The 24751-nt window shown below is 51.4% G+C and carries 20 protein-coding genes; all 20 read right to left on the bottom strand.

Annotation, left to right across the window (positions count from 1 at the left end; genetic code table 11):
• Positions 1-29: 29 nt before the first annotated feature.
• The gene (locus ACETK5_RS09985) at positions 30-1121 is read right to left on the bottom strand and encodes a hypothetical protein (protein WP_100537520.1); all 1092 of its coding nucleotides are present in this window, start codon (positions 1119-1121) and stop codon (positions 30-32) included.
• 133 nt (positions 1122-1254) lie between these two features.
• Complete coding sequence (locus ACETK5_RS09980) at positions 1255-2058, bottom strand: ABC transporter permease (RefSeq protein ID WP_326113739.1); 804 nt, start codon at positions 2056-2058, stop codon at positions 1255-1257.
• A gap of 12 nt (positions 2059-2070) precedes the next feature.
• Positions 2071-2844, bottom strand: a complete 774-nt coding sequence (locus ACETK5_RS09975) for an ABC transporter permease (protein ID WP_243390722.1) — start codon at positions 2842-2844, stop codon at positions 2071-2073.
• A 32-nt stretch (positions 2845-2876) separates the two neighbouring features.
• Positions 2877-3860 carry an ABC transporter ATP-binding protein gene (locus ACETK5_RS09970; RefSeq protein WP_326113375.1) on the bottom strand — a complete coding sequence of 328 codons (984 nt, stop codon included), beginning with the start codon at positions 3858-3860 and terminating at the stop codon, positions 2877-2879.
• 60 nt (positions 3861-3920) lie between these two features.
• The gene (locus tag ACETK5_RS09965) at positions 3921-5096 is read right to left on the bottom strand and encodes a radical SAM protein (protein WP_100537523.1); all 1176 of its coding nucleotides are present in this window, start codon (positions 5094-5096) and stop codon (positions 3921-3923) included.
• Positions 5068-6174 (bottom strand): hypothetical protein, encoded by a 1107-nt coding sequence (locus ACETK5_RS09960; protein ID WP_326113374.1) that lies wholly within the window; start codon positions 6172-6174, stop codon positions 5068-5070. Before ACETK5_RS09960 ends, ACETK5_RS09965 begins: the two co-directional genes overlap by 29 nt.
• Positions 6175-6197: 23 nt before the next feature.
• Positions 6198-7718: an ATP-grasp domain-containing protein gene (locus tag ACETK5_RS09955; RefSeq protein WP_243390723.1), complete on the bottom strand. Its 1521-nt coding sequence runs from the start codon at positions 7716-7718 to the stop codon at positions 6198-6200.
• Positions 7699-7974, bottom strand: a complete 276-nt coding sequence (locus ACETK5_RS09950; protein WP_100537525.1) for an acyl carrier protein — start codon at positions 7972-7974, stop codon at positions 7699-7701. The genes ACETK5_RS09955 and ACETK5_RS09950 overlap by 20 nt, the downstream gene beginning before the upstream one ends.
• A gap of 420 nt (positions 7975-8394) precedes the next feature.
• The gene (locus tag ACETK5_RS09945; RefSeq protein ID WP_100537527.1) at positions 8395-9654 is read right to left on the bottom strand and encodes an MFS transporter; all 1260 of its coding nucleotides are present in this window, start codon (positions 9652-9654) and stop codon (positions 8395-8397) included.
• A 159-nt stretch (positions 9655-9813) separates the two neighbouring features.
• Entirely contained in the window at positions 9814-11106 is a 1293-nt protein-coding gene (locus ACETK5_RS09940) for a CehA/McbA family metallohydrolase (protein WP_100537528.1), read from the bottom strand.
• Between the two features lie 22 nt (positions 11107-11128).
• A complete protein-coding gene (locus tag ACETK5_RS09935) occupies positions 11129-11995 on the bottom strand; it encodes a carbohydrate ABC transporter permease (RefSeq protein ID WP_100537529.1) in 867 nt (288 codons plus the stop codon).
• An 8-nt stretch (positions 11996-12003) separates the two neighbouring features.
• Positions 12004-12837, bottom strand: coding sequence for an ABC transporter permease subunit (locus ACETK5_RS09930; protein WP_243390724.1), 834 nt, complete (start codon positions 12835-12837; stop codon positions 12004-12006).
• Positions 12838-12944: 107 nt separating this feature from the next.
• A complete protein-coding gene (locus ACETK5_RS09925) occupies positions 12945-14378 on the bottom strand; it encodes an extracellular solute-binding protein (RefSeq protein ID WP_100537531.1) in 1434 nt (477 codons plus the stop codon).
• Positions 14379-14401: 23 nt separating this feature from the next.
• Positions 14402-15415 carry a LacI family DNA-binding transcriptional regulator gene (locus tag ACETK5_RS09920; protein ID WP_100537532.1) on the bottom strand — a complete coding sequence of 338 codons (1014 nt, stop codon included), beginning with the start codon at positions 15413-15415 and terminating at the stop codon, positions 14402-14404.
• Between the two features lie 267 nt (positions 15416-15682).
• On the bottom strand, positions 15683-16084 hold the full coding sequence (locus ACETK5_RS09915; protein WP_394055365.1) for a DUF6157 family protein: 402 nt from the start codon (positions 16082-16084) through the stop codon (positions 15683-15685).
• Between the two features lie 408 nt (positions 16085-16492).
• Positions 16493-17377: an NAD(P)-dependent oxidoreductase gene (locus tag ACETK5_RS09910; RefSeq protein WP_100537534.1), complete on the bottom strand. Its 885-nt coding sequence runs from the start codon at positions 17375-17377 to the stop codon at positions 16493-16495.
• A gap of 53 nt (positions 17378-17430) precedes the next feature.
• Positions 17431-19767: a helix-turn-helix domain-containing protein gene (locus tag ACETK5_RS09905; RefSeq protein WP_100537535.1), complete on the bottom strand. Its 2337-nt coding sequence runs from the start codon at positions 19765-19767 to the stop codon at positions 17431-17433.
• 110 nt (positions 19768-19877) lie between these two features.
• Positions 19878-21974 carry a hypothetical protein gene (locus tag ACETK5_RS09900; protein ID WP_394055362.1) on the bottom strand — a complete coding sequence of 699 codons (2097 nt, stop codon included), beginning with the start codon at positions 21972-21974 and terminating at the stop codon, positions 19878-19880.
• A 150-nt stretch (positions 21975-22124) separates the two neighbouring features.
• On the bottom strand, positions 22125-23675 hold the full coding sequence (locus ACETK5_RS09895) for an extracellular solute-binding protein (protein ID WP_100537537.1): 1551 nt from the start codon (positions 23673-23675) through the stop codon (positions 22125-22127).
• 148 nt (positions 23676-23823) lie between these two features.
• The gene (locus ACETK5_RS09890; RefSeq protein WP_100537538.1) at positions 23824-24705 is read right to left on the bottom strand and encodes a carbohydrate ABC transporter permease; all 882 of its coding nucleotides are present in this window, start codon (positions 24703-24705) and stop codon (positions 23824-23826) included.
• Positions 24706-24751 lie beyond the last annotated feature (46 nt).

The following is a 24751-nucleotide window of genomic DNA, read 5'->3' as shown; positions in this document are numbered from 1 at the left end:
CCCCTATTACTGAATAACCGGTCTGCTTTCTAGTATGTATCGCATCGGGTTCCGCAGGTACTTACCAGTGACTCCTTCGAGCCTTCGAGCAGCGTAATCAGTTTTTGCAAGAGTACAGGCTCTTCCTTTTGGAACTCATCGAACCGGAGCCTCAGCCGTTCAAACATTTCTTTATCTTCGCGAATTTCATGACGAATGTACTGATCCCTCAGCTTCATCGCCCTTTTGGCGATATCCTTGTAGCCAGCCACAAGCTCTTCATCATACGGGATGATCCCCTCATCCACCAAGTATCCAATCCGTTCGCTCATCATCTTTTTGTGCTCCCAGAGCACATGAAGATGTCTTACATCGTTACGGTCACCGAGCCGGGAATCGTTACCCTCTACGGCATCATAGTACAATCGCAAATAGTCGTATACCTTGATTCCGAAAGCTTCCTCGTTGTCCGAATTGTAATTGATCCGGTTGAGATGGGTCTCTCCGTTTAGATAATCGCGCAGCTGGTCAATCGCGGCCGTTTTATCAAAAGGATATGGAGAATGCGGCTCATATTTATAAAAGTATGTATGATGATCGGCCGTGAGCTTCTCCTTTAGTAGATGCCTCATGGACTGAACGGCGTCCTGGAACTCCCGGAACGGGATCTGCAAATTGCGGTACACTCCCGTATGGTCGAACATCGACGCATAGAAGACTCTCTCGTCCCAGTCGAAACCGTATAGAAAAAGATGATGAGGAAACGGTTCTTTCAGATAGGAGGCCGCCGGCGATAGCCTGGCTTCATCCAAAAACACAACGCAATAATAGCCGTTTCGGATCTGATCCGCGAAAAATTTCGGCCAAGCGTCCAATGCCAAACTCTCCAGAATCGTATAATTGACCGAGCACGTGAGTAGAAACGGGTTGTTGAAATTCAGTTCGTTGGGCTTGCCCCGAAAAAAATCGACATAGTACTGCCTGCCGTCCTCCAGAAAGTTTTTTTTGCAGAACAACTGGATAAAATTGCTGTAATACCAAGGCATCGTTTCTTCGTGGATGCTGGTGATCGAGAGTGTGTAAGCCCACCGCAAAAATCCTTTAAGCGGCGGGTTCACCACCGGAAGCTGAAACGCGTTCATCTGATTCTCCCCTTTCTGACAAGTGATCCGGAATCGTGGCCAGCCGTGTTCCTGTGATTGAGCCCGACAGATTTATTCTTTTTCTTCGATGCAAGGATGCAAACTCGGCGTTCAGCCCCACCAAGCGACTGGCTTAACTGCTCGCGCTGCTGTATCCTTTTACAGCCTGCTTCCAGAGCAGTCGTACAGCTGCGAAGAGCAGAAGCGACGCGGCCAGTGCGAGCCCCGCATGTAGCCAGTTGAGCTGCTCAAGCAGAAACATCGGTCCGAAATTGGTAATGAGGAATAGAGGAATAACAAAGGTTCCGATTCGCCGGACCCAGGCTGGGTAAATAGCCATGGGGAAATTGTTGGCGTCCCAGATGGAATGGGCGATCTCCGACACAGAACCCGTCTGGACGAACCAGAATGAAAGCAGCGCCGGGATAATCATCAGGCAGTATGTGATGACAACGGAGACGAGCAGCAGCAGGGCAAATCCCGCGAGCTGCAGTAACGTCAGAGGAATATCCATCGCATGCCAGCCGATACCGACCATGACGAACCCAACCAGAATATCGGGGATCGGCAGCGCCAAATCGACGTAACGCAAGGAAGCCATGAATTGAAGGGATACCGGCTTTGTCAGCATTAAATCAAGCGAACCGTCCTTAATGTATTCCGGAATTTTCATGAAGTTTGTAAAAAACAGGCCAACATAAATTCCGGTCACCACCGTATGCATGCCTATAAATAGAAGCAGCCCTTCCGGCGGTATGCCATCTACATGAAGATCGGTGCGGAACACGACGAGCACATATAACAGCTTGGCAAGCAGGTAGACGGATTCGACCAGCAGGCTCATCATGAAATTGCCCCGAAACTCCATTTGGGCGATGAGACAATTTTTGATGAATAAACCGTACAGCCGCATGTATTTCCTCGCAATTTTAAACATATGCAACGTCCGCTACCCCCCTACCGCCGAATATTTCTTCATGGAAACGCGCCATGTCAGCCTGGATAACCAGAAGAACAGCAGAATCCACCCACACTGGATAAGCAGTCCTTGGTACATAGCCGCTGTTTCCGCTTTGCCGCTGAGGATATTGACCGGAAAATAAATCGTATATGGAAATGGCGTGTACTGAAGTGCCTTCACAACCGACTCCCCGAAAATCTCCAGCGGAAACATCCCTCCGCTCAAAATATTGACGAGCAGGCTTGTAATGACAAAAAAATACGAGATCTCATGCAGGTAAAAGGCGCTCGCACAGATGCAGTAAGCGATCAGGAAATTGAGCAGAAGTGCCCCCGATAGCGTGACCGCGAACAAAAACAGGCGTATAGCCTGGAACTCGAGCACGCCACCGGCAGACGCGAACCCAATAATCCCGATGAGCAGTAAAGCCGTAATCCCGTAATAGATCGCCTTCTGGCCGAAAAAAGATACCAGCCGATACCCAAAATAGCTGATCGGTTTGATCAAATACTTGTTGAGACCACCGTTTTTGATATCGTCGGCAATCTGGTGCTCGAACTGGGTAGCAATCAGCTTGGACACCAATCCCGCCAAGATCGTATACAAAATAATTTGACCGTACGAATACGAGAACAACGCATCCTGACCGGAATGACGATACACCGCCGTCCAGATGAAATACTGGACCAGAATCGGAAACGTGGCCCCCAGAAGACCGAGAAAGAAGTGAAAACGGTATTCCATCGAATGCTGAACGCCCATTGAAAAAATAGCCCTATACAATTTGCCTCTGTTCATCCGACGGATTCCTTGCGGTAGAGCATCGAAATACTCTCCTCGATCGCCACGTCCTCTATTGTCCAGTCCACGATCGGAAACGAATCGAGCACGGCACGCGACACTTCCTTCAAGCGGTACTTAGGCAGCTCCAAAACCGCGTTGTAGTCGTCTGCGCTGACGATTTTTCCGAATTTGGCCAACCGCTGCTCGGCAACGGGTTCGGAGAACTGCAGCCTTATCACTTTGTTCTCGCCAAATAGATCATTGATTTTATGAAGGTCACCGTCATACAGAATACTGCCTTCATTAATGATGATCGTCCGCTTGCACAGGTCCTCCACATCCTTCATGTAGTGACTCGTCAGCAGAATCGTCGCACCGAATTGTTCGTTGTAATATTTCAGAAACTCCCTGACCTTCTTCTGGGAAGGGAAGTCGAGGCCAATCGTCGGCTCATCGAGATAAAGCAGCTTAGGCCGGTGGATCAGAGCGGCGATGAGCTCCATTTTCATCCGCTCCCCCAGGGACAGCCGACGCACCTGCACGTCCAGAAGGTCCTGTACATCGAGCATTTCCGATAGCTCGGCAAGACTCCGGCCGTAGAGATCATCGTCCACGTCATAAATACATTTGTTCAAATAAATCGACTCGCTGGCGGGAAGGTCCCACCAAAGCTGGTTTTTCTGGCCCATCACAATGGAGAAAAGCCGTTTGAACTCGTTCTTTCGCTCCCATGGCACATAGCCGAGTACATTGGCTTCCCCGCTCGTGGGATATAAAATGCCCGATAACATCTTGAGCGTTGTGGTCTTGCCCGCCCCGTTGGGCCCGAGAAATCCAATGCATTCGCCGGGACCGATATCGAAGGAAACGGATTTAACCGCTTCCTTCACCAGTGACTTGCGGGCAAACAAATTTTTTAATGAATTTTTGAGCCCGGCTTCTTTCCGATAATACACAAACGATTTGTGCAGCTCCCGCACACGGATATAGTCCATCTCCGATCCTCCCGAACGTTTGCCTGATTCGCCTGTTTGAACGGCATAAAGTTTAAACGCTTAAACTCCATTGTTATAAAGCAGCACGCATTTCGAGCAAATCGGCATCAGACCGCACGCCAGAACCTCACGCTGTTTCTGAAGATCTTCGCCGTGGAAAATATCCGCCACACTATCTTCATACAAATTGCCGACACTGAATTCCGGAAAAAATTTGCACGGATTCACTTTCCCGTCCGGCATCACGTCCATCCGGTTCGAGATCGAGAAACACTTCGTCCGGTTCATGGCCGGCTTCTCGCTTCCCCGGATAAACCCTTCCACCTCTTCAGGCTCCAGCGCAGGCTGATAGCGTATCCGTACATTCCATACCCGTGAATTGACGCGTTTCAACTCTTCGATCAACGTGTCGAAATGGTCCGGTGAGATGTGGAACGTGAAAGAGTGCCAGCTGTTCTTGTGGTCGTCCGCAAAGCGGGAGGCAAGGTGCGGGAAATGGGCATCGAAGTAGGCGTCCATTTTCTCCGCCGTACCGGAAGGGATGTACCAAGGGAAGCAGAAGTATACGGAATCTACGCCCATCTCTTCGAAGAATTCCATAAAGCTGTAAAGCTGGCCGACCATCTGGTCATTTACCGTTAGAGCTACAGACACTTTGCCTTTGTACAGGCCCTGCTTTTGCAGATCCAGCAGCAGCTGTATGGCGTGGATCACTTTCTTGAACGTGCCTTTGCCTCTTATCGCGTCATTCTCTTTTTCGAAGCCTTCCAGGCTGACCAGCATGACCAGATTTTCCGACATTTTCAGAATGGAATCCAACTTTTGTTCTATGAGAATCGCATTCGTACAAATGGTTGTATACCGATCTTCTCTGGCCAGCAGCTCCGCCAGTTCATCGAACTTGGAGTAGAACAGCGGCTCCCCGCCCCACAGGAACACGCGCGATTTGCGTTCTCTTGTTTCGGCAAGAAGCTTCTCCACGACAGGAATCTCGATTTCGTCGTTCTTTACTTCTTTGGCGAAGCCGTGATGAAAGCCTTCCGGATTCCATTCAAAGCAGTGCTTACAGCGAAGATTGCAGCCGTTATTGAGCTTGATCCCGATCTCATAGGGCACGGGGGCAGCATAAGTCGGATCCTCCTTGAGCTTCCTTCCTGTTTCCGCAAGCGGCACCAGGGTTCTTTTCATATTACGGAACGTCAGTTGGTCAAACGTAACTGCTGTTTTCGGCTGCATAGGTGTTCCTCCCAAAATGGTTAATTTTTGATCGCTGCTCCAGTAAACGTCTGCAAATCTCCTGCAGCAAAGGTTTGGAAAAATCCTGGGCTTTCCACTCCGCAAACCGGATACCGAAACCACAGGATTCCCAATAGGTTGAATTATGAAGCTCATGGTCGCCGAACGGTTCCAGCATGACAAATGGGATTCCGAACGACAGCGAGTCGTTCAGGGTCGCTCCCCCCGGCTTGCTGATGATGGCTGCGCAATTTCGCATCAGATCCGTGTAAACGGAGTAATCCCCGAGCGGAAACTCCCGCAGCACGCCGTCTTCACGGACATAACGGGCCATCGGCGGAAATGTGTGACGCCCCTGCTCGTTCTTGCTCCACGGATCCCAAGATCCCTCCGTTCCGAAGTAGCGCGTAACCCCGTCGTCCTCCTCCACCTCGGAGGGATCGTAGACGATCACATCAAGGCTGTGGCCGAGCTTACGAAGTTCTGAGATCGTCCCGGCATAGGTCCCGATCCCCCAGCCACCGCCATGGATCAGAATGCGTCCGGTACGCTGCGTATAAGGCAGCGGCTCCGCTTCGTCCGAAGCAAGGTAACTGCCCGGGGACAGCTTTGAGGGCTCGTAGAACCAGACGTTCTCGTAGCCTAGATATAACCGCTTGTGCACCTTATAAGACGGTGTATCACTCGCATCCAACCGAATCAGCCGGATGTCCAGGGGGATGCCGGCAGCTGCCTTATAACGTTCCAGGATTGGCAGCCAGAAGCCCGTAAACACTGCAAAGCGAGAGATACCTGCCTGCCTCCAGTCGTCCAGCATACTCCGAACCGCTTCCTCGTCCAGGGAAGAGTCAACGGGCTTGGCCAGTTTATGCCCCATACGGGCTACGGAGAAATCCGCATGGAATGCTTTTTTGGTGGAACGTATTTTGTGCCGGACTTCTTCGTGGTACAGATTTTCCAGAACGTAAACGTCTGCTCCGATACCTCTGCCTTGCAGGTACGTTTGCAGATGCATAGCCGGAATGTATGCGCCGAGCGAATTCCCCGACGCCAGCAAGGTAACCGAAGATGAATTCATGCGTGAGCCCCCGAGTTCCAGATTTAGTTGTAAACTTTAACGGACAAGTCGGCGAGCATCTGACGCAGGCTTTTGACCAGCTCGCAGCGATGTCCGTCGTCACGTCCCAGCACAGCTGCATACAGCCGTCCCTTCGGCATCCCCCGTTTGTTCTGTGTTCCTTCGGCGATACGGCGTCGGGTTAGAATCTCGTTCACCATGACGGTATTGGATGATAGCGGCACGATCCCGTAATCCCCGGGTGCTGCCAGCAGAAGACCGGTTTCGCGTAAAGCTTGCAGGAGTTTCCCGAAAGTGAACCCTTCGGGAAGACCGAGAGACAAAAACGTAAGCCATCCGGTATGGCCGTATGGTTCCCACCATGTATTGAGATACGCGTTAATCAGTCCCATGGACTTGCGGGCGTTGATCTCCACAATGGATGCGACTTCTCCGTCCTCCAGCATCATGGAGTCGAAGCAGACGAAGCCGTGGTAGCCGTCCTCGACCAGAGCCCGGAGCGCTTTCTCCATCACGGTAAAATAGCCGGCGTTCTCCAGCATCCCGTTAAAAGCTTCATCGGCTTGGATAGACCCGCTGTAATTTTGCTGGTGATTCATCATCCGCTGAACGGAGATGAACTCCTTCTCACCGTTCTCCCGGATGAACCAGTGAGAACTGAAATCGGTCACTTTCGGCAGCAGGGGCTCCAGCAGAAATTGAACGCGCAATCCGCTTCCCTCCTGTTTATGCAGGTGTTCTGCGATCCTTCGCTGCATGGCTTCACTGTCGATGAACAGGTTGCCCTTGCCCGAAACACCGAAGGGGTCTTTCATCAGGTATGGCCCCCGCTTCAGAAGCGTAGTTCCGATCGCCTCCATTTCCGCAGCGCTGTTTGCCTCCATGCCGTAGCGCTTCTCGCCGATTCTGGCCAGGAGTCGGCTCGAGTATATCTTGGAGTTAACACGTACAACCGTCTCCACGTCCGGCAAAGGTCCAAACGGTCCGGCGGCACGGAGGTAAGTTTCCGTTTCTGTTGTAATGGCGTACGGAGATAGAATGTTTGCGACGTGGGTGAACAACGCTTCATCCGGTGATTGTGTTTGGCGCAAACGGTTTGCGGCATTCCTGGAAGAGATTGGGTCCGGCAAGACCGCACCCTCAGAATAACCGGCACCGGCTGTCTGCAGCGTTCTGTTTGCCGGTATTAGCTTTTGGGCTTGTTCGGCTGCAAGGCTGAACATGCACCGCTTGAAATCGTCCGATTCCGGTAAAGGCTTATTCTCATCGTTCAAATCATAGTGATAACGGGTCCGAAAAGAAAAGCCCAACCCGTTTAGGTATTCGTGCTGCGCCGGATCGATTTTGCAACGACTGTAAAGGACATCGTCCGGACCGCAAAATGGAAAAAGCAGCTCGTCCATGCATAGGACAATCGATTCTCGGTCCTTATCGGGCATAGCGGGCAGCCGGGCCAGATTCGGATCCCTCCAACGTGTTTCGGGATCGAAGGTACCCATCACGATTTTCGGAATCACGCCGGCTTCATTGCTTGACATCTTCATACAAAGGCTGCTCCTGCGATTGGCAGCTTTTCAGAAAAGTGATAAATGAGTCGATCGACTGGAGATGTTCGTAATCGAATTGGTCATAGTCAATGACCACGTTTAACTGATCTTCGACTTTGAGCATAAACTGGATCATTTGCAGTGAATCGAGGCCTATATCGTTGTTTAGATCCGTTTCGGGGGACAGGACTTGGCGGAGTTCCGGTTGGTCTTCTTTGATAGAGCACAAAATGTCTACGATTTTATCGTACATGACTACACTCCTTTAAAAGGTTAATATACGAGGTACAACCGAATCCTTACGTTTAGAAATTCCATTATTCGAATAAAAAACGCCTTAAACATTTCCCTCCTTTTTCCATAGTTACAATTATTATCTTCTTGGTGTTAAAATCTGTCAACAATAAATATAACATGATTCTATAGAGCGAAAATTGTCAGAATTGTCTTACGAAAAAAGGAGCCGTAACCTCAAAAGGTCACTAGCTCCTTGTACTCAAGACATGGCCATATGCGTTATGGTTCCGCGCAACACCTAGGATCCTTAGTATAAGCTTCCACACTTCGTTCGGTATGTCCATTCTCCGTCGATCTTTAATGAAAGGATCGCCTGGATATTCAGCCTCGCTTGCTTTAAGTGGATAAACTCCCATTTTGTCGAGGCTTGGAAGCATTAATCCGGTATGGCTTCTTGTTCGTTCTGCAGCGGCATGCCTGCTTCAACCAATCGCTTGTTGCGAGCGAAGAACACAGTAAGTACGAGCATAAACAGTCCGGTACCGACCAGCAGCCATTCGATTTTGACCACGTCGGCAAGAGGTCCGAATATCAGCATCCCGATGGGCATCATGGAAGTCGAGATCATCCCGAAGACACCGAATATACGTCCCAGATAATTTTCGTCCACCTTCTCCTGCAGCATGACGGTCGTCGGCGTATTAAATATGGGCATCGCAACTCCGAACACAGCCATGATGGCTAAATAAATCCAGAATACAGGTACAATGCCAAGCGCAAAAGTGGACAAGGCCATGATGAAGCTGGCGATAGCCATCGTGTACACTTTATTTTTGAAGCCGCCCCATGACGCGATGATCCCTCCTCCGGCCATCATGCCAACGGAAAACGCGATCTCGATTGCCGTCAAGCGCCAAACATCGTCACCGAAGCTGCGGGTAACCTGCAGCGGAGTCAGAAAGGCAGCAGGTGCCATGAGCACGAAGAAAAAAGCGAAGAAGATAAAAAATGATTTTAAAAAGGCATGCCGTTTTATGTACACCAAGCCCTCCTTGAAGTCGTCCAGATAGCCTGTACTTTGCGTGTCAGATGCCTTTTTGTGCAGCGGAATTTTGAGAAAGACAAACAAGGTAAAGATCGCGATCGCAGCCGTAACGACGTCGATGAAAAAAATCACTTCGATCGTTGCCATGGTAAGCAAACCCGCGCTGACGATGGGCGCTACGAACATGGTGAGTGCTTGTAGGCTGCCGTTGATGCCGTTTACTTTCGTTAGCTTTTCTTGAGGCACGATTTGAGGCAATATCGCCCCGACCGCTGGTGTCTGAATGCCTGCTCCGAGTGCGCGTACGGCAGAGATGATAAACAGCAGCCAAACCGCTTGGTAGCCAAGCATAAATGTAATGGCCAAAATGAGTGTAACCACCGCGATCATCGCATCCGCAATCATAATGAGCGATTTACGATTGAAGCGATCCGCCCATACCCCCGCAAACGGCGACAGCAGGAACGTCGGAATGAATCCGCAAATAATATACAGCGTCATCATGATGCCTGACTGTGTAGTCAGCGTAATGTACCACATGATAGCATATTGCACCAAGGCGGAACCAAACAGCGAGAGGGTCTGGCTGCTTAAGAAGAGAATGATGTTCCTCTTCCAGTGGATTTTCTTATCACCTTCGACTTCTGACATCGTCCCAACCCTTTCATGATAAATCTCCCTTACTCGAATTACACTCATTATACCTTAAAATGAAATGCGATATTTCTTCTTGATTGCTCATTTTGCGTCCGTCATAGCGGACGATCCAATGACCTATGTTCTGCTCCTCTGGATACAATTCCGGTGTATCTATTTTGATTCAAAATAGATGGGGTTTGTCACAACCGCCATCGACATGCCATCCGCCTGTTTGAAACTCCGCCAAATTTCTGCTCGTAAAAATCTTCTTTGTTTGGCGTTAAACGTAAGTATAACTCCCCCGACCGAGTCAGCAGAAGTTTCTTCCTCTAAACCGCGCTCGCTGTATAGGCGAATCAGATCGCCTGCAAGCAAATCATCCAACTGAACGACCACCTGTTGATCGGCTTGCTCATAAGGGACTTGATCTCCAATCCCGTACTCACCGCACTGAAGGTTGGCAAAAGGTCCGTCAGGCGAATAGGTCATCACGACATGACCTCCCTCAATGCCTTTCAGCACGCCCTCCACCGTTCTTTCATCGGTCCAAACCCATACGCATGGCATTGCATGCTTCACATATGTATCCGGACGATGGACATCGCTTCCGCCTACAGCTACCAGGCGTCTCCCTGAGGCGAGCTGCTCCTGCCACCAAAAAAGCGCGCGTCTGTTGCGCTCTCCCCATGGCCCGTTCCAAATTTCCACCCAGTCGTAATCCACTTCGAAATCCCATTCCCAAGGGCAGTTATCGCAGTGCGTATGATTCAGTACGATCTTGGCCCCCCGCTCGCGAGCGACTCGAAACTTCTCATGCACATCGGATATCTCCGAGACACGGAAATCATCCATGGGGTTCTTTACGCCGAGAAAATTACTGTGGCCAAAATTCGTCGTAAACTCCGTACCCGGTATCATAAGTACCGAAGTCCCGCGCGGATACGCAAGGTTTTGGCTGCTTGTATTGTGATCGGTCATGGCAATAAAATCGCAGCCCAGGCTCTCCATAATGGCCGCATTTTCTTCCAGTGTATAAGTGCCGTCACTATGAACGCTATGCGTGTGAAGATCACCCTTCAGCCAACGCGGTGACTTATATGTAAACTCGATTATAATCGAGACCATACAGCCCTCAACGGGCACCTTGTAGGCGTTATGGAGAATGGCCCATTCTCCCGGCGCTAAATGTCCGGGCAGATATCCTGGAGTCGCTTGATTCGGTCCAATATTAAATTCCTGGCGTGCTCCTCCACTCCAGCCTCTTACGCTGTCGCTGTCCCGAACGCCAAGATCAATGACAGCTTTTGCGCTTTCAATGCCATAGGATTCCACCTGATAGCTCACGTGAATTTTTTCGACGTTCTGTGGCATTTGGAATGGAATTTCAATGTACGTACTTTGTTCCGAATGCTCAATAAATCGTTGGAAAGTTGATGAATACACCAACTTGGTTCGTTTTACCATGCAAACTCCTCCTCATTCCTGCTTATTCTTTATTTGCGCCAACAAACATCCCTTTGACGAAATACTTTTGCACATACGGATAAATGATGATAAGCGGAAGCAAGGCAATGACGATGCCCGCCATTCTGACATTGGTCGTGATCATGAAATTGCTCGAGGTCGAATCGCTATCGACAATGAGTGATTTTAACGCTATTTGCAGTGTATATTTGGATGAGTCATTAATGTAAAGGACAGCAGGCGTGAATTGGTTCCAGCGACTAACAAACTCAAACAGGGTGACCGTTGCCAGTCCTGCTCTCGCAAGCGGCAAGTACATCGTAAAGAAAATCCGCGGATCCCCGGCGCCGTCGATTCGGGCCGATTCCGACATCTCGTAGGGAACGCTCAGAAAGAAATTTCGCATGAGCATGACGCTGAAGCCGGAGACGAAACCCGAAAGGATCAGGGAGGTCAGTGTATTAAGGAGTCCTAGATCCTGATTCACGATATACAGCGGAATCATGATAGCCTCACTTGGAATCATCATCGTTAACAGGATCGCGGATAACATCCACTTTTTTCCGGGAAGTCCTTTCTGAATCAGTACATAGCCCGCCATAGAACTTAGGAATACATGACCTATCGTACCGACCAAGGTGACAATGACATTGTTCGAAAAAGCCAAATAGAGCTTCATGCGGCTCCATACCGTGGAGAATCCCTCCAGGCTGAATTCTTTGGGCCACAGTACGATCCCTGGCTGCATGGAAGCAAAATTAGATGAAAATGCAAGGGCAAGTGTATTTATAAACGGAATAATCATGGTCAATATGAGCAGAAGGAGGAAAAGAAAATTGAACGTATCAAAAAACCGGCCTGATAAGCTTATTTTATTCGTTGATTTCATATACCGACTCACCCTTCATCGTAGCGGATAACCGCTCTTGTTGCATACGTAAGTGTGAATGTTGCCATAATCACCAGGAACCCGGCCGCCGTAGCAGGACCAACGCTAAACTCCAATATCCCTTTTTGATAGGTGTACATCATAATGACGTCTACTTTATTTGCAATGGCGCCATTACTCATCACAAATATTTGATCGAACAAGCGCAGGATACCCAATACATTCAGCATAATGACCACTTTCATGGTGGAACGAAGCATCGGAATCGTTACGAAACGGACCTTCTGCCAGCGGCTGGCTCCGTCCATGCTAGCAGCCTCATAAAGCGATGGATTTATGTTTACGATGGCGGCCAAGTACATAATGCAGGTATAACCCATCTCTTTCCAACCTGAGGTAAGGATCATGACGATGCGGGCATAACGGTCTGAAGACAGGAAACCGACCGACTGACCCCCGAAGAGCTGAATGATCTGGTTAACGATGCCGGTGTCCGGGGACAGCAGGAGAATCCACATCCCGCCTACGACGACCCAGGAAAATAAATGAGGTAAATAAACGATCATCTGGGTCATTTTTTTGAACCAGACAGAAGCTACTTCATTTAAGGAGAGCGCAAGGATTAGCGGCAAAATGAAGTTGATGATAAAGCTTCCTGCGCCGATAAAGATGGTATTCTTGAAAACTTCCCAAAAAACCGGGTCCTTCAGCACGCTCAGATAATTATCGAACCCAATAAACGGCCGGTCTCCGATAAGCCGGTAATCTTGAAAGCTGATGACAAGTCCGCGGGCAAGCGGATAAAAGGAAAAGATCAGGAAATAGGCCAAGATTGGGATCATCATATAATATAGGGCTTTGTATTTGAATAAGGCTTTCACGGAAAATCACCACCATGGTTGAAAATAAAGAGGGCGCGGAGTTGTCGCCGCCCCCTCCCCTTAAAGCTTTAATCGATATACCCGCCTGCTTTAAGTTCTTCTCTCATTTTCCTTACGGCATCGGCAGCCGGCAGCTCGCCCATGATCGCTTTGAAGGAATGTTCATTGATAATCTTCTCGGCATTCGACCAATTTGGAGGCGTTAATTCCAAGGAAGCGTATTGATCGACGAGCTCCTGCGCTTCTTGAACGCCTGGCAGTTTACCGAAGGGTGCTTCGACGTTACGGTTATACCAGAAAGGAACGCCGTGATCGGAGGCATGCTCTTTACCGGTCTGAGTCAGCACATACTTGCCGCTGTTGTCAATTGTGTAGTCAACGTCCTTAATGCCCAGGCTGCCTAGGGTAATCCCTTCCTCGGAATGCCACCATTCAATGAATTCAAAGGCTGTTTTCGGATGCTCCGCATTGACAGGAACAACCCATACATCCGGATCGCCCCTTCGCAACATGTGGTTACCGTTCGCATCGGCAGCACCCGGCAAGCCCTTCGCTTCGAATTTCGTATTCGGATCCTGTTCGTGACGCGTGTTGTTCAGCATGCCTACCCAAGCGTCCCAGTACGTAATCATGCCGACACGATCGGTCAGGAACAGGTCGCGCATTTTGCCCGTATCGTTCGTGGTAAAGTTCGGATCAAGAATACCCTCCTTAAAAAGCTTGTTCAGCCATTCATAAACCGGGATGGCCGCATCTGTGGAATACGGCACGTCCAGCTTGCCTTCCGCGGTTTCCACATATCGTTGTTTTAGGCCCGCTGCGCTGAAGAAGCCCTGCAGTTCGTACATGCCGGCCGTACTGAGCCCATACGTGTCTTTTTTTCCGTTGCCGTCCGGATCTTGTTCGGTGAACGCTTTGAGGACATTGTAATAATCTTCCAAAGTTTCAGGCTCGGGCAGGTTTAATTTGTTCAACCAGTCCTTGCGAACGATCGGCATCGTGCCTCCCTGGTACTTGGTGAAAATGCCGTAGATCTCCCCATCTTTTGTCTTGACTTGTTCCCACTCCTTGGCGGGAATGACATTTGGATCCGAGAGTACCTTGGAGCCGGTCACTTGATCGGTCAACGGTGTAAGGATTCCTTGATCAATAAAAGTGGACATTTTCTCTTTGCTGATCTGCAGCAAATCGAACTTTTCCCCGGAAGCGATGGCGGCCAGCAGCTTCTGGTCATAGTCGGCAGCCGGCTTATTCATCGTTACCTTGATGCCGGTTAGGCGTTCGATTTCCTGCTCGAACTGCGTATTCTCTTCAGACGTTTTCCCGCCAATGACGCCCGTCATGATTTTGAGCGTGCGTTCTTCGGCATTCGATGCAGCTTGGGACGCGGCATTGCCGCCTTCCTGTGTACTGCTGCCTGCGTTTGGGGAGCAACCCGCAAGCAGCACGCCGAACAGAGATACAGCCAGGATTGCACTCATGATCTTGTTTCTTTTTACCAAGCTAATCCACTCCTTAATTGTCGTTAAAATAGTACATTGCAGGATTCCCTTACAACCAGCTGTGCAGGTATGATGATTTGCCTGTGGATACGCTTATCGCTTATTTTCTCGAACAAGAGCTTGGCCGCTTCAGCTCCGAGCGTCTCAGCCGACAATTCCACAGATGTAAGCTTTGGATTCATATCCTGAGCCAAAATAGCATCATTGCTGAGAGCGATCACCGATAGCTGTTCGGGCACTTCGATATCCAATTCCCTGGCAGCCCTCAGCACGCCAAGTGCCACTCGATCCGTATCCGTAATGACTGCCGTATAGTTCATGTTTCCATAGGTGTTCATGATCGACATATATCCGTATTCCGTACCGTTGGCATACAGCATGTGGTCATAGTACACCACATACTCTTCACACATCGGTAAACCGTGCTTTCTATAAGCCTCCAACAAGCCATGTCTCCGATCATAGGACACGGTCATATCGGAGGATGCATTCAGGAAAAGCACGGTTTTATGTCCGCCCCGGAGCAAATAATCTCCAACCTGTTGAGCCACGCTTGTATTGTTGTTATCCACGTAGCTGATCGAATCGTCATACGGATCAGATCGCCCTACCAGAACAAGAGGGGTACCCATCGTACGGTACCGTTGGATTCGCAAGTCATTCTTTCGCGGGTTGAGCAGAATGACGCCATCGACAGGATCCTGCGAATATAACGTAGGATCCTCCTGCTCGGGCAAGGTGTCCAGAACTAGGCGGTACCCTTGCTTGGAGCATTCCTGGATGACCCCGTTAATCAGCTGAGTATCGAATGCCGTCATTGTCCCGTCAGGCGGGAGAGGTATTTTGAGGCCGATGCTCATTGTCCTCTTGATTGCCAGACTTCGCGCCAGATGATTGGGGTAATATCCCAGTTCTTGGGCCACCTCTAGTACCCGCTTCGTAACGGGTTGGCTGATAGGTCTTTTTTTGCTAAAGACACTGGATACGGTTCCCTTGGATACTCCAGCCATTCTGGCGACGTCATCAATGGTAGCCATCTATTGTTGTTCCTTTCTTCTTGCAGAGTCTGATGGAAATGCTTGATCATTAAACCGGTTTAATAACCCTACGTGATTGATTGTAAAAAAGATTAATTGAATAGAATGCAGGTTTTTGTTAATTGAAAATTAAATCTTAGAAATGAAACTCGTATCTCTCGGCAAACAAAAAAAGCCGCCTATTTGGCGACTTGGTATGCATATTATAGAGAACCCATCCCCATGGAGTTTGGGTTACCGTTAAAGTGTATCCTCCCGATATAGCTCCTAGGCTCTTTTGGAGCGCATCGCCTTAAATTGAGCAATGCCTTTATCGTTCATGAGTTTTATGTATTCATCTGACTCTACGGCATAAATCGCGACTTTCCCTTCAGCGTCATGATGAATCCCCCAGCCATAGCGCTTGCCCAAGGACGAGGTTCGGAGACAAGGCTGCCCTTTGGAAAAAAACTTCTCGCGAGCGGCTGCTCTCTCCGTTTCCGAGATCTGATTGCGCTCGGCAAACACTTCGAACAACACATCCTCTTGCGTATATCGGTAAGGGTGGTTCGATATCATCTCATATTGAATAACCGGTACGGTCTTAGACTCACCTTTAGTCTTCGGAATTACAGCCACGCTAGCAGGGCAGTCTTCGGCAACTTGAATAAAGGTATTGTAATGATTCATGTCTTTCATATGTAAGAATGACCTCCAGTTCCAATTAACATTCAATATACATCATATCGTAACATCATCTAAAGGATAGCGCTAGAATCTTGAATCGTTTTCCGCCTTATATCCGAAGCAGCGGCTCCCGGCAGCGGCAAGCTGGCTTCGACCACTCACTTATTGCGGGAGATCAAAGCAGTCAGTTCGAGCATGAGTAATCCGTTTCCAATCAACGGTCCGAATATCAACATCCCGACGGGCATCATGGACAAGCTTCTCTTAATCGTAATCGCCAAAAATTAAGTGCTTGAGGATCCATGACTTATCCTGATAAGTTTCCCTATGTCCCAAAATAAATAACAGCCTCAATCCGTCCTACCGGAGAAATCGAGACTGTTATGTTATTGAGGCAAAAGAATCCGACTCTCATCCACCCGTATAATATCGAATCAAAGCCTGCGTGCCTTTATCCTCAAATCCCTTCTCGGCCAGCTGGCTGTACAGCGATTCAGCTAGGGACAAGCCCGGCGTAACCAAGTTCATCGCCTTAGCGGATTCCAGCGCGATTCCCATATCCTTGATGAAATGCTTGATATAGAATCCCGGCTCCAGATTCCCGGCAATCATGCGCGGAGCCAGATTGCTAAGCGACCAGCTGCCCGCCGCTCCGCTCTCGATGCTCTTGAGCACGGTTTCGGGATCGAGCCCGGCGCTCTCCGCATAGGCCATCGCCTCGCAGACTCCCATCATGTTAGAGGCAATAGCGATCTGGTTGCACATCTTTGTATGCTGTCCGGCGCCGGCTTGTCCTTGATGGACGATATTGCTTCCCATCGTCGACAGCAGAGGCTGCACCGCCTTGACGTCTCCCTCTTCCCCGCCAATCATAATGGACAGCCTCGCTTCACGTGCACCCACGTCACCGCCAGAGACCGGAGCATCCATAGCATGGAGCCCTTTCGACGAGGCGGCTTCATAAATGCGGCGGGCAAGCAGCGGACTGGACGTCGTCATATCGATCAGATATGCCCCTTCCCTAGCATGCGCCACCAGCCCTTCCGGCTCTAAATAGAGTTCCTCGACATCCTTCGGATAGCCCACCATCGTAATGATTACGTCGCAGGCTTGCGCCAGCTTTGCCGGGGTATCGTGCCAAACGGCGCCGTCCGCCACCAGCCGCTCCGCCTTGGAGGCGGTTCGCGTGTAAACGTGAAGCGAGTAGCCGGCGTTCCGAATATTTCCTGCCATACTGTGGCCCATTACGCCCAAGCCGATAAATCCTACGGTCGTTTGTTTCGGTGCGATTGTCATTATGTGATCCTCTCCTTTTTCTGTATAAGCCTAAGCCTGTTTCATTGGTTTTCCTATCTTACCGACAGCCGATACTGCCGTGGAGACATCTGCACGAAACGCTGAAAGGCCCGGTTCAGGTTCCGTTCGGAATAACCGACGATTTCAGCAATCTCCATGACCGTGTAATCCGTGTCCTTGAGCAGCTGTTTCGCCTTCTGCACTTTGAAGTTCATGACATATTCGACAAAGGATACGCCCATCTCCTTCTTGAACAGCCGGCTGAGGTACGACGGGCTCACACCCACCAGCTCGGCGCAGTCCGCCAGTGAATGAGCACCATCGGGATGACGGCTGATATGGCCGCATACCCGCTGAACGATCAGGCGGGTGGATCGGGTGCGCAGGTCATGGCTGATTTCCTGATACAGCGGGAACAGGACGCCGATGAACCAGTCATGCATTTCGCGGGAGGTCTGGTTCTCCTTCAGCTGATCGAACAGATTCCCCCCCAGCAGCTCCAGCACGCCGGGACCTTTCTCCTCCATCGACTGGACAATGGCCGAGAGCAGCACGTAATAGCTCTGGGAGGTCACGTTGTACGATTCCGACACCCGAATCCGCCGGGAAAATTCATGAAGCGACGCCTCGGCCTGCGGCAGATCCCCGTTCCACAAATATTCGATCATCTCCGATTCGATGTCCTTCGGATACATGAACACGGGATTACGCACGATGCGGATCATGTCTTCATAGAACAGTACGGTTTCCGCATCATGGAACAGGCGATATTGCAGAGCAAGCTGCGCCTCCTTATAGGATTCCGCCGCCCGGCTCAATGTTCCAGTATTGCCGATGCCGATGGACGCGGAGAAAGAAAGATAGCGCGCCAGGGACTGGCTGACGGATTCCGCATAACATGCGAGGAGGCTGCGGAACTCCTGGGAGGAAGCCCCGGGCTCTCCCGGCCTTAGAATCGCCGCCGCTTCACGATCCTCCCGGTCCACCACGTAGCCTTCCAGCTGCCGGTTGTTTGCCAGCAGCTCGGACATGACGTTTTTGACCGCAAACACGATGACCGGACCTTCGTTAGGCAAGAATCGTTTTTTCACCGGATTCTCGACCTTCACCACCATCGTGGCATATGGTCCGTTCATCGGGATCTTGTGCTTCGCGCACCCCTCCTCCAGTGTGCCGGACCGCCACGAGCTTCCGGACAGCAGCAAACGCTGCAGAAATCGTTCCCGTAAATCCGGTTGAATTTTTCGAATATAGCTGTTCAGGGATTCTGCCTGCTCGTTCAAGTAGCTAAGGGAGGAGCGGATGTACTCGATTTCATTCTCTTTGACGGAGCTCTCTACCCCGCTCCTGCCGTTTCTTCTTAAATGCTCCCCGTAACGAAGGAGCTGCTGGATCGGATTGTACGCGATTTTGGACGAGAACCAGGTGAGCAATACCGCGATCAGCATAAAGACGGACACCGACATGACGATCAGGACGCGGATCCACCTCAATTGCTCGATCATCTCCCGCTCCGGCATCCGGGACACGTATAGACGGCCCATAGACGTCTTGTAAAAGGCGATCAGTTCCTTGCCGTCCTCCCCGGTCATCACGTCATGGCTGGACGTTTCCCCGCTCTCTAGCAGAGATCCCAAAATGGAGTCTTCATCCGCGGTTTTGCCGATCTCGCTGCGTCCATCCGTATGCAGCAGGACCCGGTGATCGGAGTCCAGAATGGCCAGCGACTGCTCCTCCAGGGAAAGGGAATAATTGTTCAAAAGGCTGCGAAGCGATTCCTCTTTCACCTGTATTAGGATGGTGCCTCTCGGTTGGCCCTGCACCATAACGGGAAGATGGCGGACGTAAGAGACGTATCCGTTCTCCGACGACTTTGGGAGGTGCATCCACCTCGCTCCGCCTTCCCTCGCCAGGGCTTGCTCAATATCTTCTTTTCCTTTATACCCGTCCAGGTGGACCAGGCCATAGGAATGCGACAGGAGCAGCCTGTGCCGAACATCGTAAAACAGGATGTCTTCGATCAGGTTATTGGTATTTTTGTGCAGCTGAAACAGTTGGAGTATATCCAATTGCTGCATGTAGTCCGTCTCATATTCGGGATTTTCCAGCGCGCTGCGAATCAGCGGACCGCTGGCAAGTTGAAGCGATTCATGCTCGATGCTCGTTATGATATTTTCGACGCGGTCCTTCAGCTGCATCAAGGACGCCATATTATTTTCCTGGAATTGGACCGTCAGCTTTTTCATGGAGAAATGATAGTACGCGCTTCCGGCTAGGATCACCGGAATTACGGCCGACAGACATCCGAGCCAAATCAGACGCTTCAGATAGCGGTTCGCGGAGAACCAGCGGAGGAACGATGCCTGAATATGCTGCCAAAGAGACTTCACGATTTTCACCTCCGGTTCCCGCGGCAGGAACTGCCCTGCGGATCACTGTGCCATCCGCAACTCTCTACGGATGATCCTACACCCTGTTATACTTCGTCCTCCCGACTCCTCTATCCTTCCCCAACAGCGGTAACGGTGGGATTTAGCGGGATCCGGATGCACTCCCAAACCTCCAGCCGCGGCAAGGTGAAGTTCAATACGTCGTTCGCTGCGGATCCTACTATATAGCCTCCGCCGATCAGCGTTTCCAGTTTAAAGCCGCTCCCCGTAGGCCATCTAGTTCCCGGTCTCAGCCGGACCTCGATGTCGTGCAGAGGCAGCGCCGCTGCAAGCGGCCGGCGGCCGGCTCCGTTCACGAAGTGGAGCAGCAGATCACTGCTGCTTCGGAAGAGGGTGGCCTGCAGTCCGGGATACGGCGTTACCGACAGCTGCGGCTTCCCGTCGAGCAAATGGTCGATCGCGTTAGCCAGCAGCATCTCGTGCTCGGGCAGCTTGAATTCACGAAGCAGCGTACCCAGCGAGAACGTGAAATACATGGCGCGGCCGGCACCCCACGATTGCTCCAGCGCAAGGGGCAGTTCGGTACGGGATACTGGCAGCGATGCCCGTTCCGGCGGCGCTCCCACGCTTTCCGGCGGAGAAAACGACGGCACCAGCGTCGCCAGCACCCGTACCGCGTCATTCCGCGGATGAGCATAGGTCACATAACCACGGTGAGCGATCAGCGCCGTCGTATCCATTCCCTGTTGAAGCGGATTGATCTCGCACGGCAGCTCCTGAAACCGCAAATAGGAGGCAATCAGGTATTCGCTTTTGAAGGCTTCATCCGAAATGCCGAGCAGGTCATGTAACGGCTTTACGACGGCATCGGCTGCAGCGGAAGGAAGCGCCCCTTCCGTTAGCAGTTGTCCCCCACTATGTACGTACGAACGCAAGTCGTGGATCAAGGACGGGGTAAATTCCGTTCCTTCAGGAATCAGTACAACGCGGTAGCGGCCCAACTCCCATTCCTTCCTGCTCTGGGGAAGCAGCACGTCAAACGGGATTTGCCGGTTGATCATCGTTTCGGCCCAGCTCTGCGCCTCGCCGCGCTCGTTCCAGAGCAGGGCGGTTTCCGCAGCCGATACGGCCCCGTCCATATAGGCATCCAGCTTGGCGGCATGATGATTCAGCTCGGCTACGGTCTTCAAAATCCGCTTGTCTTCGATCGTATCGGGTATGCCCGTGACGGAATGCCAGATCTGACCGCCGTTGGCCGGAATTTGAGCCAGCCAGAAGCGGTATTCCGCTACCGGAAGCCCGGTATGGCGCCAGTCCATGCCCGGGCAGGAATGCACGATGCCAAACGGAGCCGGCCTGCCTGGAACCGACCGCCCCACCTTGATGCTGAGAGCCGGCTTCCAGAATTCGGGGATCCGGGCATGGCCGAGCGATAGCACGTCCTGCGGCTCCGTACACAGCATATCAGTGATCTGAACGCGCTTCGTCAGATTGTCGCGGTGGAGGTTGTAGTATAGAATCATGGGCACCTCCGGCCTCTCCCGCTTGATCAGGTCATACATCGCTTCCATATTGTCATCGAAGCATCCTGCAGCAAAATCCGGCTCCATCTCCTGCGGGGAGTCCGGGAGGTCCTTGCCGTACCGTTCCGCGTATTTGCGACGGCACCGCTCACAGCGGCAGAACACATAACCGGGGTTATTGAAAAAAATACCGTCGATCGGATACCGCGACAGTGCTTCCCGGAGCACCGGAACCGCGACATCCGCATTGCGGTAGCCGCCATTGATGCAGGTCGACATCAAGAGCGGCCACGGTCCGGGCCGTTCGGCCCCGATGATTTCCGGACGGCCGCTCTCTTTGCGAACAAACCATTCCGGCCGCCGTAGGTACACGCTGTCATCCGCTTTGCTGAAATCGAACCGGGCAATAAAACGAAGCTCTTCAAGGTGACAGGCCGTGATCAGCTCTCCGAGGAGATCGCGCCCCTCCGGGAGATATCCGTTCACGGTATGGTACGGAATCTGCGTATCATACCAGGCATATATACCTCCCGTATTGAAAACCATCGCGTTGGCCCCCATCTCCTTCAGCTGCGCGGCTAGCCGGGGCGGGTCGATGCAGGCGGTATCCCGGACCTGCATGTTGGGCTGGATGACGCGCAGCGGCTTGTGCCACCAGAAGCGTTCGTCTTTAACCTTCGTCATTGCCTTACCTCCGTCTCTTTTCAAACTGGCAACAGACGGGCGATTCGCAAGACGGAGACAGCCGGTGGAACAGAGACTTCAATGATGCTGTCTCCTCCCGTTCTCCGGCATATTCGCTCCAGACTGCGAGACCGCCCGAGCAGACTGTCCTTACTCCCCGTTGAACTGCTTGTATGCCTCCGCCATTTGTTGGTACGCTTCCTGAATGTCCGGCTGGCTGTTCAGCCTATCGACGTAAGCGCGGAACTCCTCCATTGGAATATGCCCGACAATCGCCTTTGTCACCATGGAAGCATATTCGTCGCTGTATTTAGGCCATGTGCTGCGCCAGCCCTCGGACGTGATGACGCGATAGTGGTCGATTTTTCCGATCTCGTCGTAATTTTCCACCTCTTTGATTTTGGCATCGTTAAAGGCTTTATCGCCGGAAGCGCTAATCACCTTGCCCCACTTGGCATAAGCCAGTACGCCCGCACCCTTGCTCGTCGTATTGACTTCCTTGACCCCCTGCTCCGTCAGCACCTTCTGCCCGTCTTTCTCGGTATAATGGACACCCTCGATGCCGTAGTAAGCAAAATCAGTCATTTCCTGGGAAGCCGTCTGGTCAAAATATTTCAGCAGCTGCTTCACCTTCTCTTCAGGCACCTTCTTGGAAATATAGAAGCCGCCTGCAACGCCGGTTTCCAAACCGACCGCATAATTCCCGCTCGGTCCCTTCAAGGTCACGTTCAGGATTTTCGCGTCGGGTTGACCGGATTTTTTCATGGCCTGCTCCCATTCATGATCCCACCAGATCGGACGGCCATAGGAAGCGGCTCGGTTCGTCTTGAAGAGCTCCTCCGCCTGGCTTTCCTTCATGACCGCGTATTCCTTGGACATTAGGCCATCTGCGTACAGACCGCGCAGCCATTCCACCATCTCGACGTACTGAGGCGTAAGGGACGGGCTCATCAGCCCGCCGTCATCGGTATAGGTCGGATTGTATACGCCGAAACCGGCCTGGAATGATGCGGGTGGGTTATTGATATATAGGAGACCTACCGTATCCTTCTTCCCGTTGCCGTCCATATCGGCATCGACGATCTTCTTCAACGCTTCTTTATACTCATCGAAATCGGTAGGGATCGGAATGTCCAGCTGCTTCAGCCAGTCCTCTCTTATTTTCAACCCGCCGTCGATCCTGGATCGGGACCGCGGCACCGCATAGATGCTCCCCTCCACCGACAAATATTTCAGTGCATCCGGGGCGAGATTGCTTTTCAGGTTCGGATACTCGCTGAGATCCCCTAGGAACGGGGTCAAATCCCAAAACGCGCCGTTCTGAATCGCCGTAATCAGCGTGGGGCGGATCGGGTTTTGATATGCCACGACCTCGGGCAAATCACCGGAAGCCAGAAGCAAATCCAGTTTCGTGTCCAAATCGCCCGACGGCACCCATTCCACGTCCAGCTTGACGTTGGTACGGCGTTCCCATTCTTTCCAATAATCATTATTCATGTCGGGGATTTCGTTATAGAGACCGGCAAACATTTTGATTGTCATCGGCTTGCCGTCCGTGTCTTCCGCTTCCGGTCCCCCGGCGGTCTGCGGCTTCTCGCCAGCCTGTTCACCGCATCCGGCCAGCATGACGACGGTCATGAGGGCTGCGAGCCAGAATGTCCAGCATTTGTGCGAGCTTCCCTTACTTGATGTATTTTTCATGTAAACCCCTCCTTATGGATGCTCATCATCCATCTATTGTTCTTGAAGCAGAGTCCTATCTCCTTCCCGCCTATTGCGGCAGGATAACGCTTTCAATCCTACCGGCTGCATATCCGATGCAGAGGGCATCGATGCGCCGTTTCCTTCATCAGCCTTTAATCGATCCCAGCATGACTCCTTTGGCAAAATGCTTTTGTAGAAAAGGATAAACAACCAAGATCGGTACCATCGCGAGTACAATTGAGGCCATCCGGATGGTCTCCTGCGGCACCACATTTTCGTCGCTTGCCCCGGCCTGGGCCACCGCCACCGAATTGGAATCGATGACCAGCGTTTTAATCAACAGCTGAAGCGTCCACTTGCTGGAATCCGATAAGTAAATCAAGGCGTTAAAATAGGCGTTCCAATGCCCGACCGCAAAAAACAGGGTGAAGGTGGCGATCGCCGGCATCGACAGCGGGATTATCATCCGCAAAAACACGCCCATATCCGAGCAGCCGTCCATTTTCGCGGAATCCTCCAATTCGGATGGAAGCGAATCCAGAAAGCTTTTGATGACGATCAAGCTCCAGGCGTTGGTCAAGCTCGGCCAGATCATGGACCAGTAGGAATTCAACAGGCCTAGTTCCTTGACCAGCAAGTAGTTGGGCACGATGCCCGGGCTGAACACCAGCGTGAAGATGACGAGCCCCATTACCCAGCGGTTGCCGGGCATGGACCGTTTCGTCAGCGCATAGGCCATCGTAAAGGAAACGACAATGTTGAGCGCGGTACCGACGACCGTAATGAAAACGGTGCTCTTAAACGCATTCATAAAGCTGTTGGTAGATAGAATGTACTTGTAAGACTCCAAGGACCACTGCTCGGGAAACAAATAAAATTTAAGCGGAACATAGACCTCGGGATCCGTAAAGGAAACGCTGAACACGTAAAGAAACGGAAACAAGCATGCGACCGAGAACATGGTGATTAGACTGTAGTTGACCCAATCGAACAAGCTTAGCCCTTTTTTTCGGATAACGAAGCTCACGCGGAATTCCTCCTTTCGTTTAGCATAATGAGTATGCGGCAGACGC

Source organism: Paenibacillus ilasis (assembly GCF_043195395.1).
Classification (GTDB): domain Bacteria; phylum Bacillota; class Bacilli; order Paenibacillales; family Paenibacillaceae; genus Paenibacillus_AQ; species Paenibacillus_AQ lautus.
Note: the sequence above shows the minus strand (reverse complement) of the source record. Positions and strands in the feature narration are given on the sequence as shown.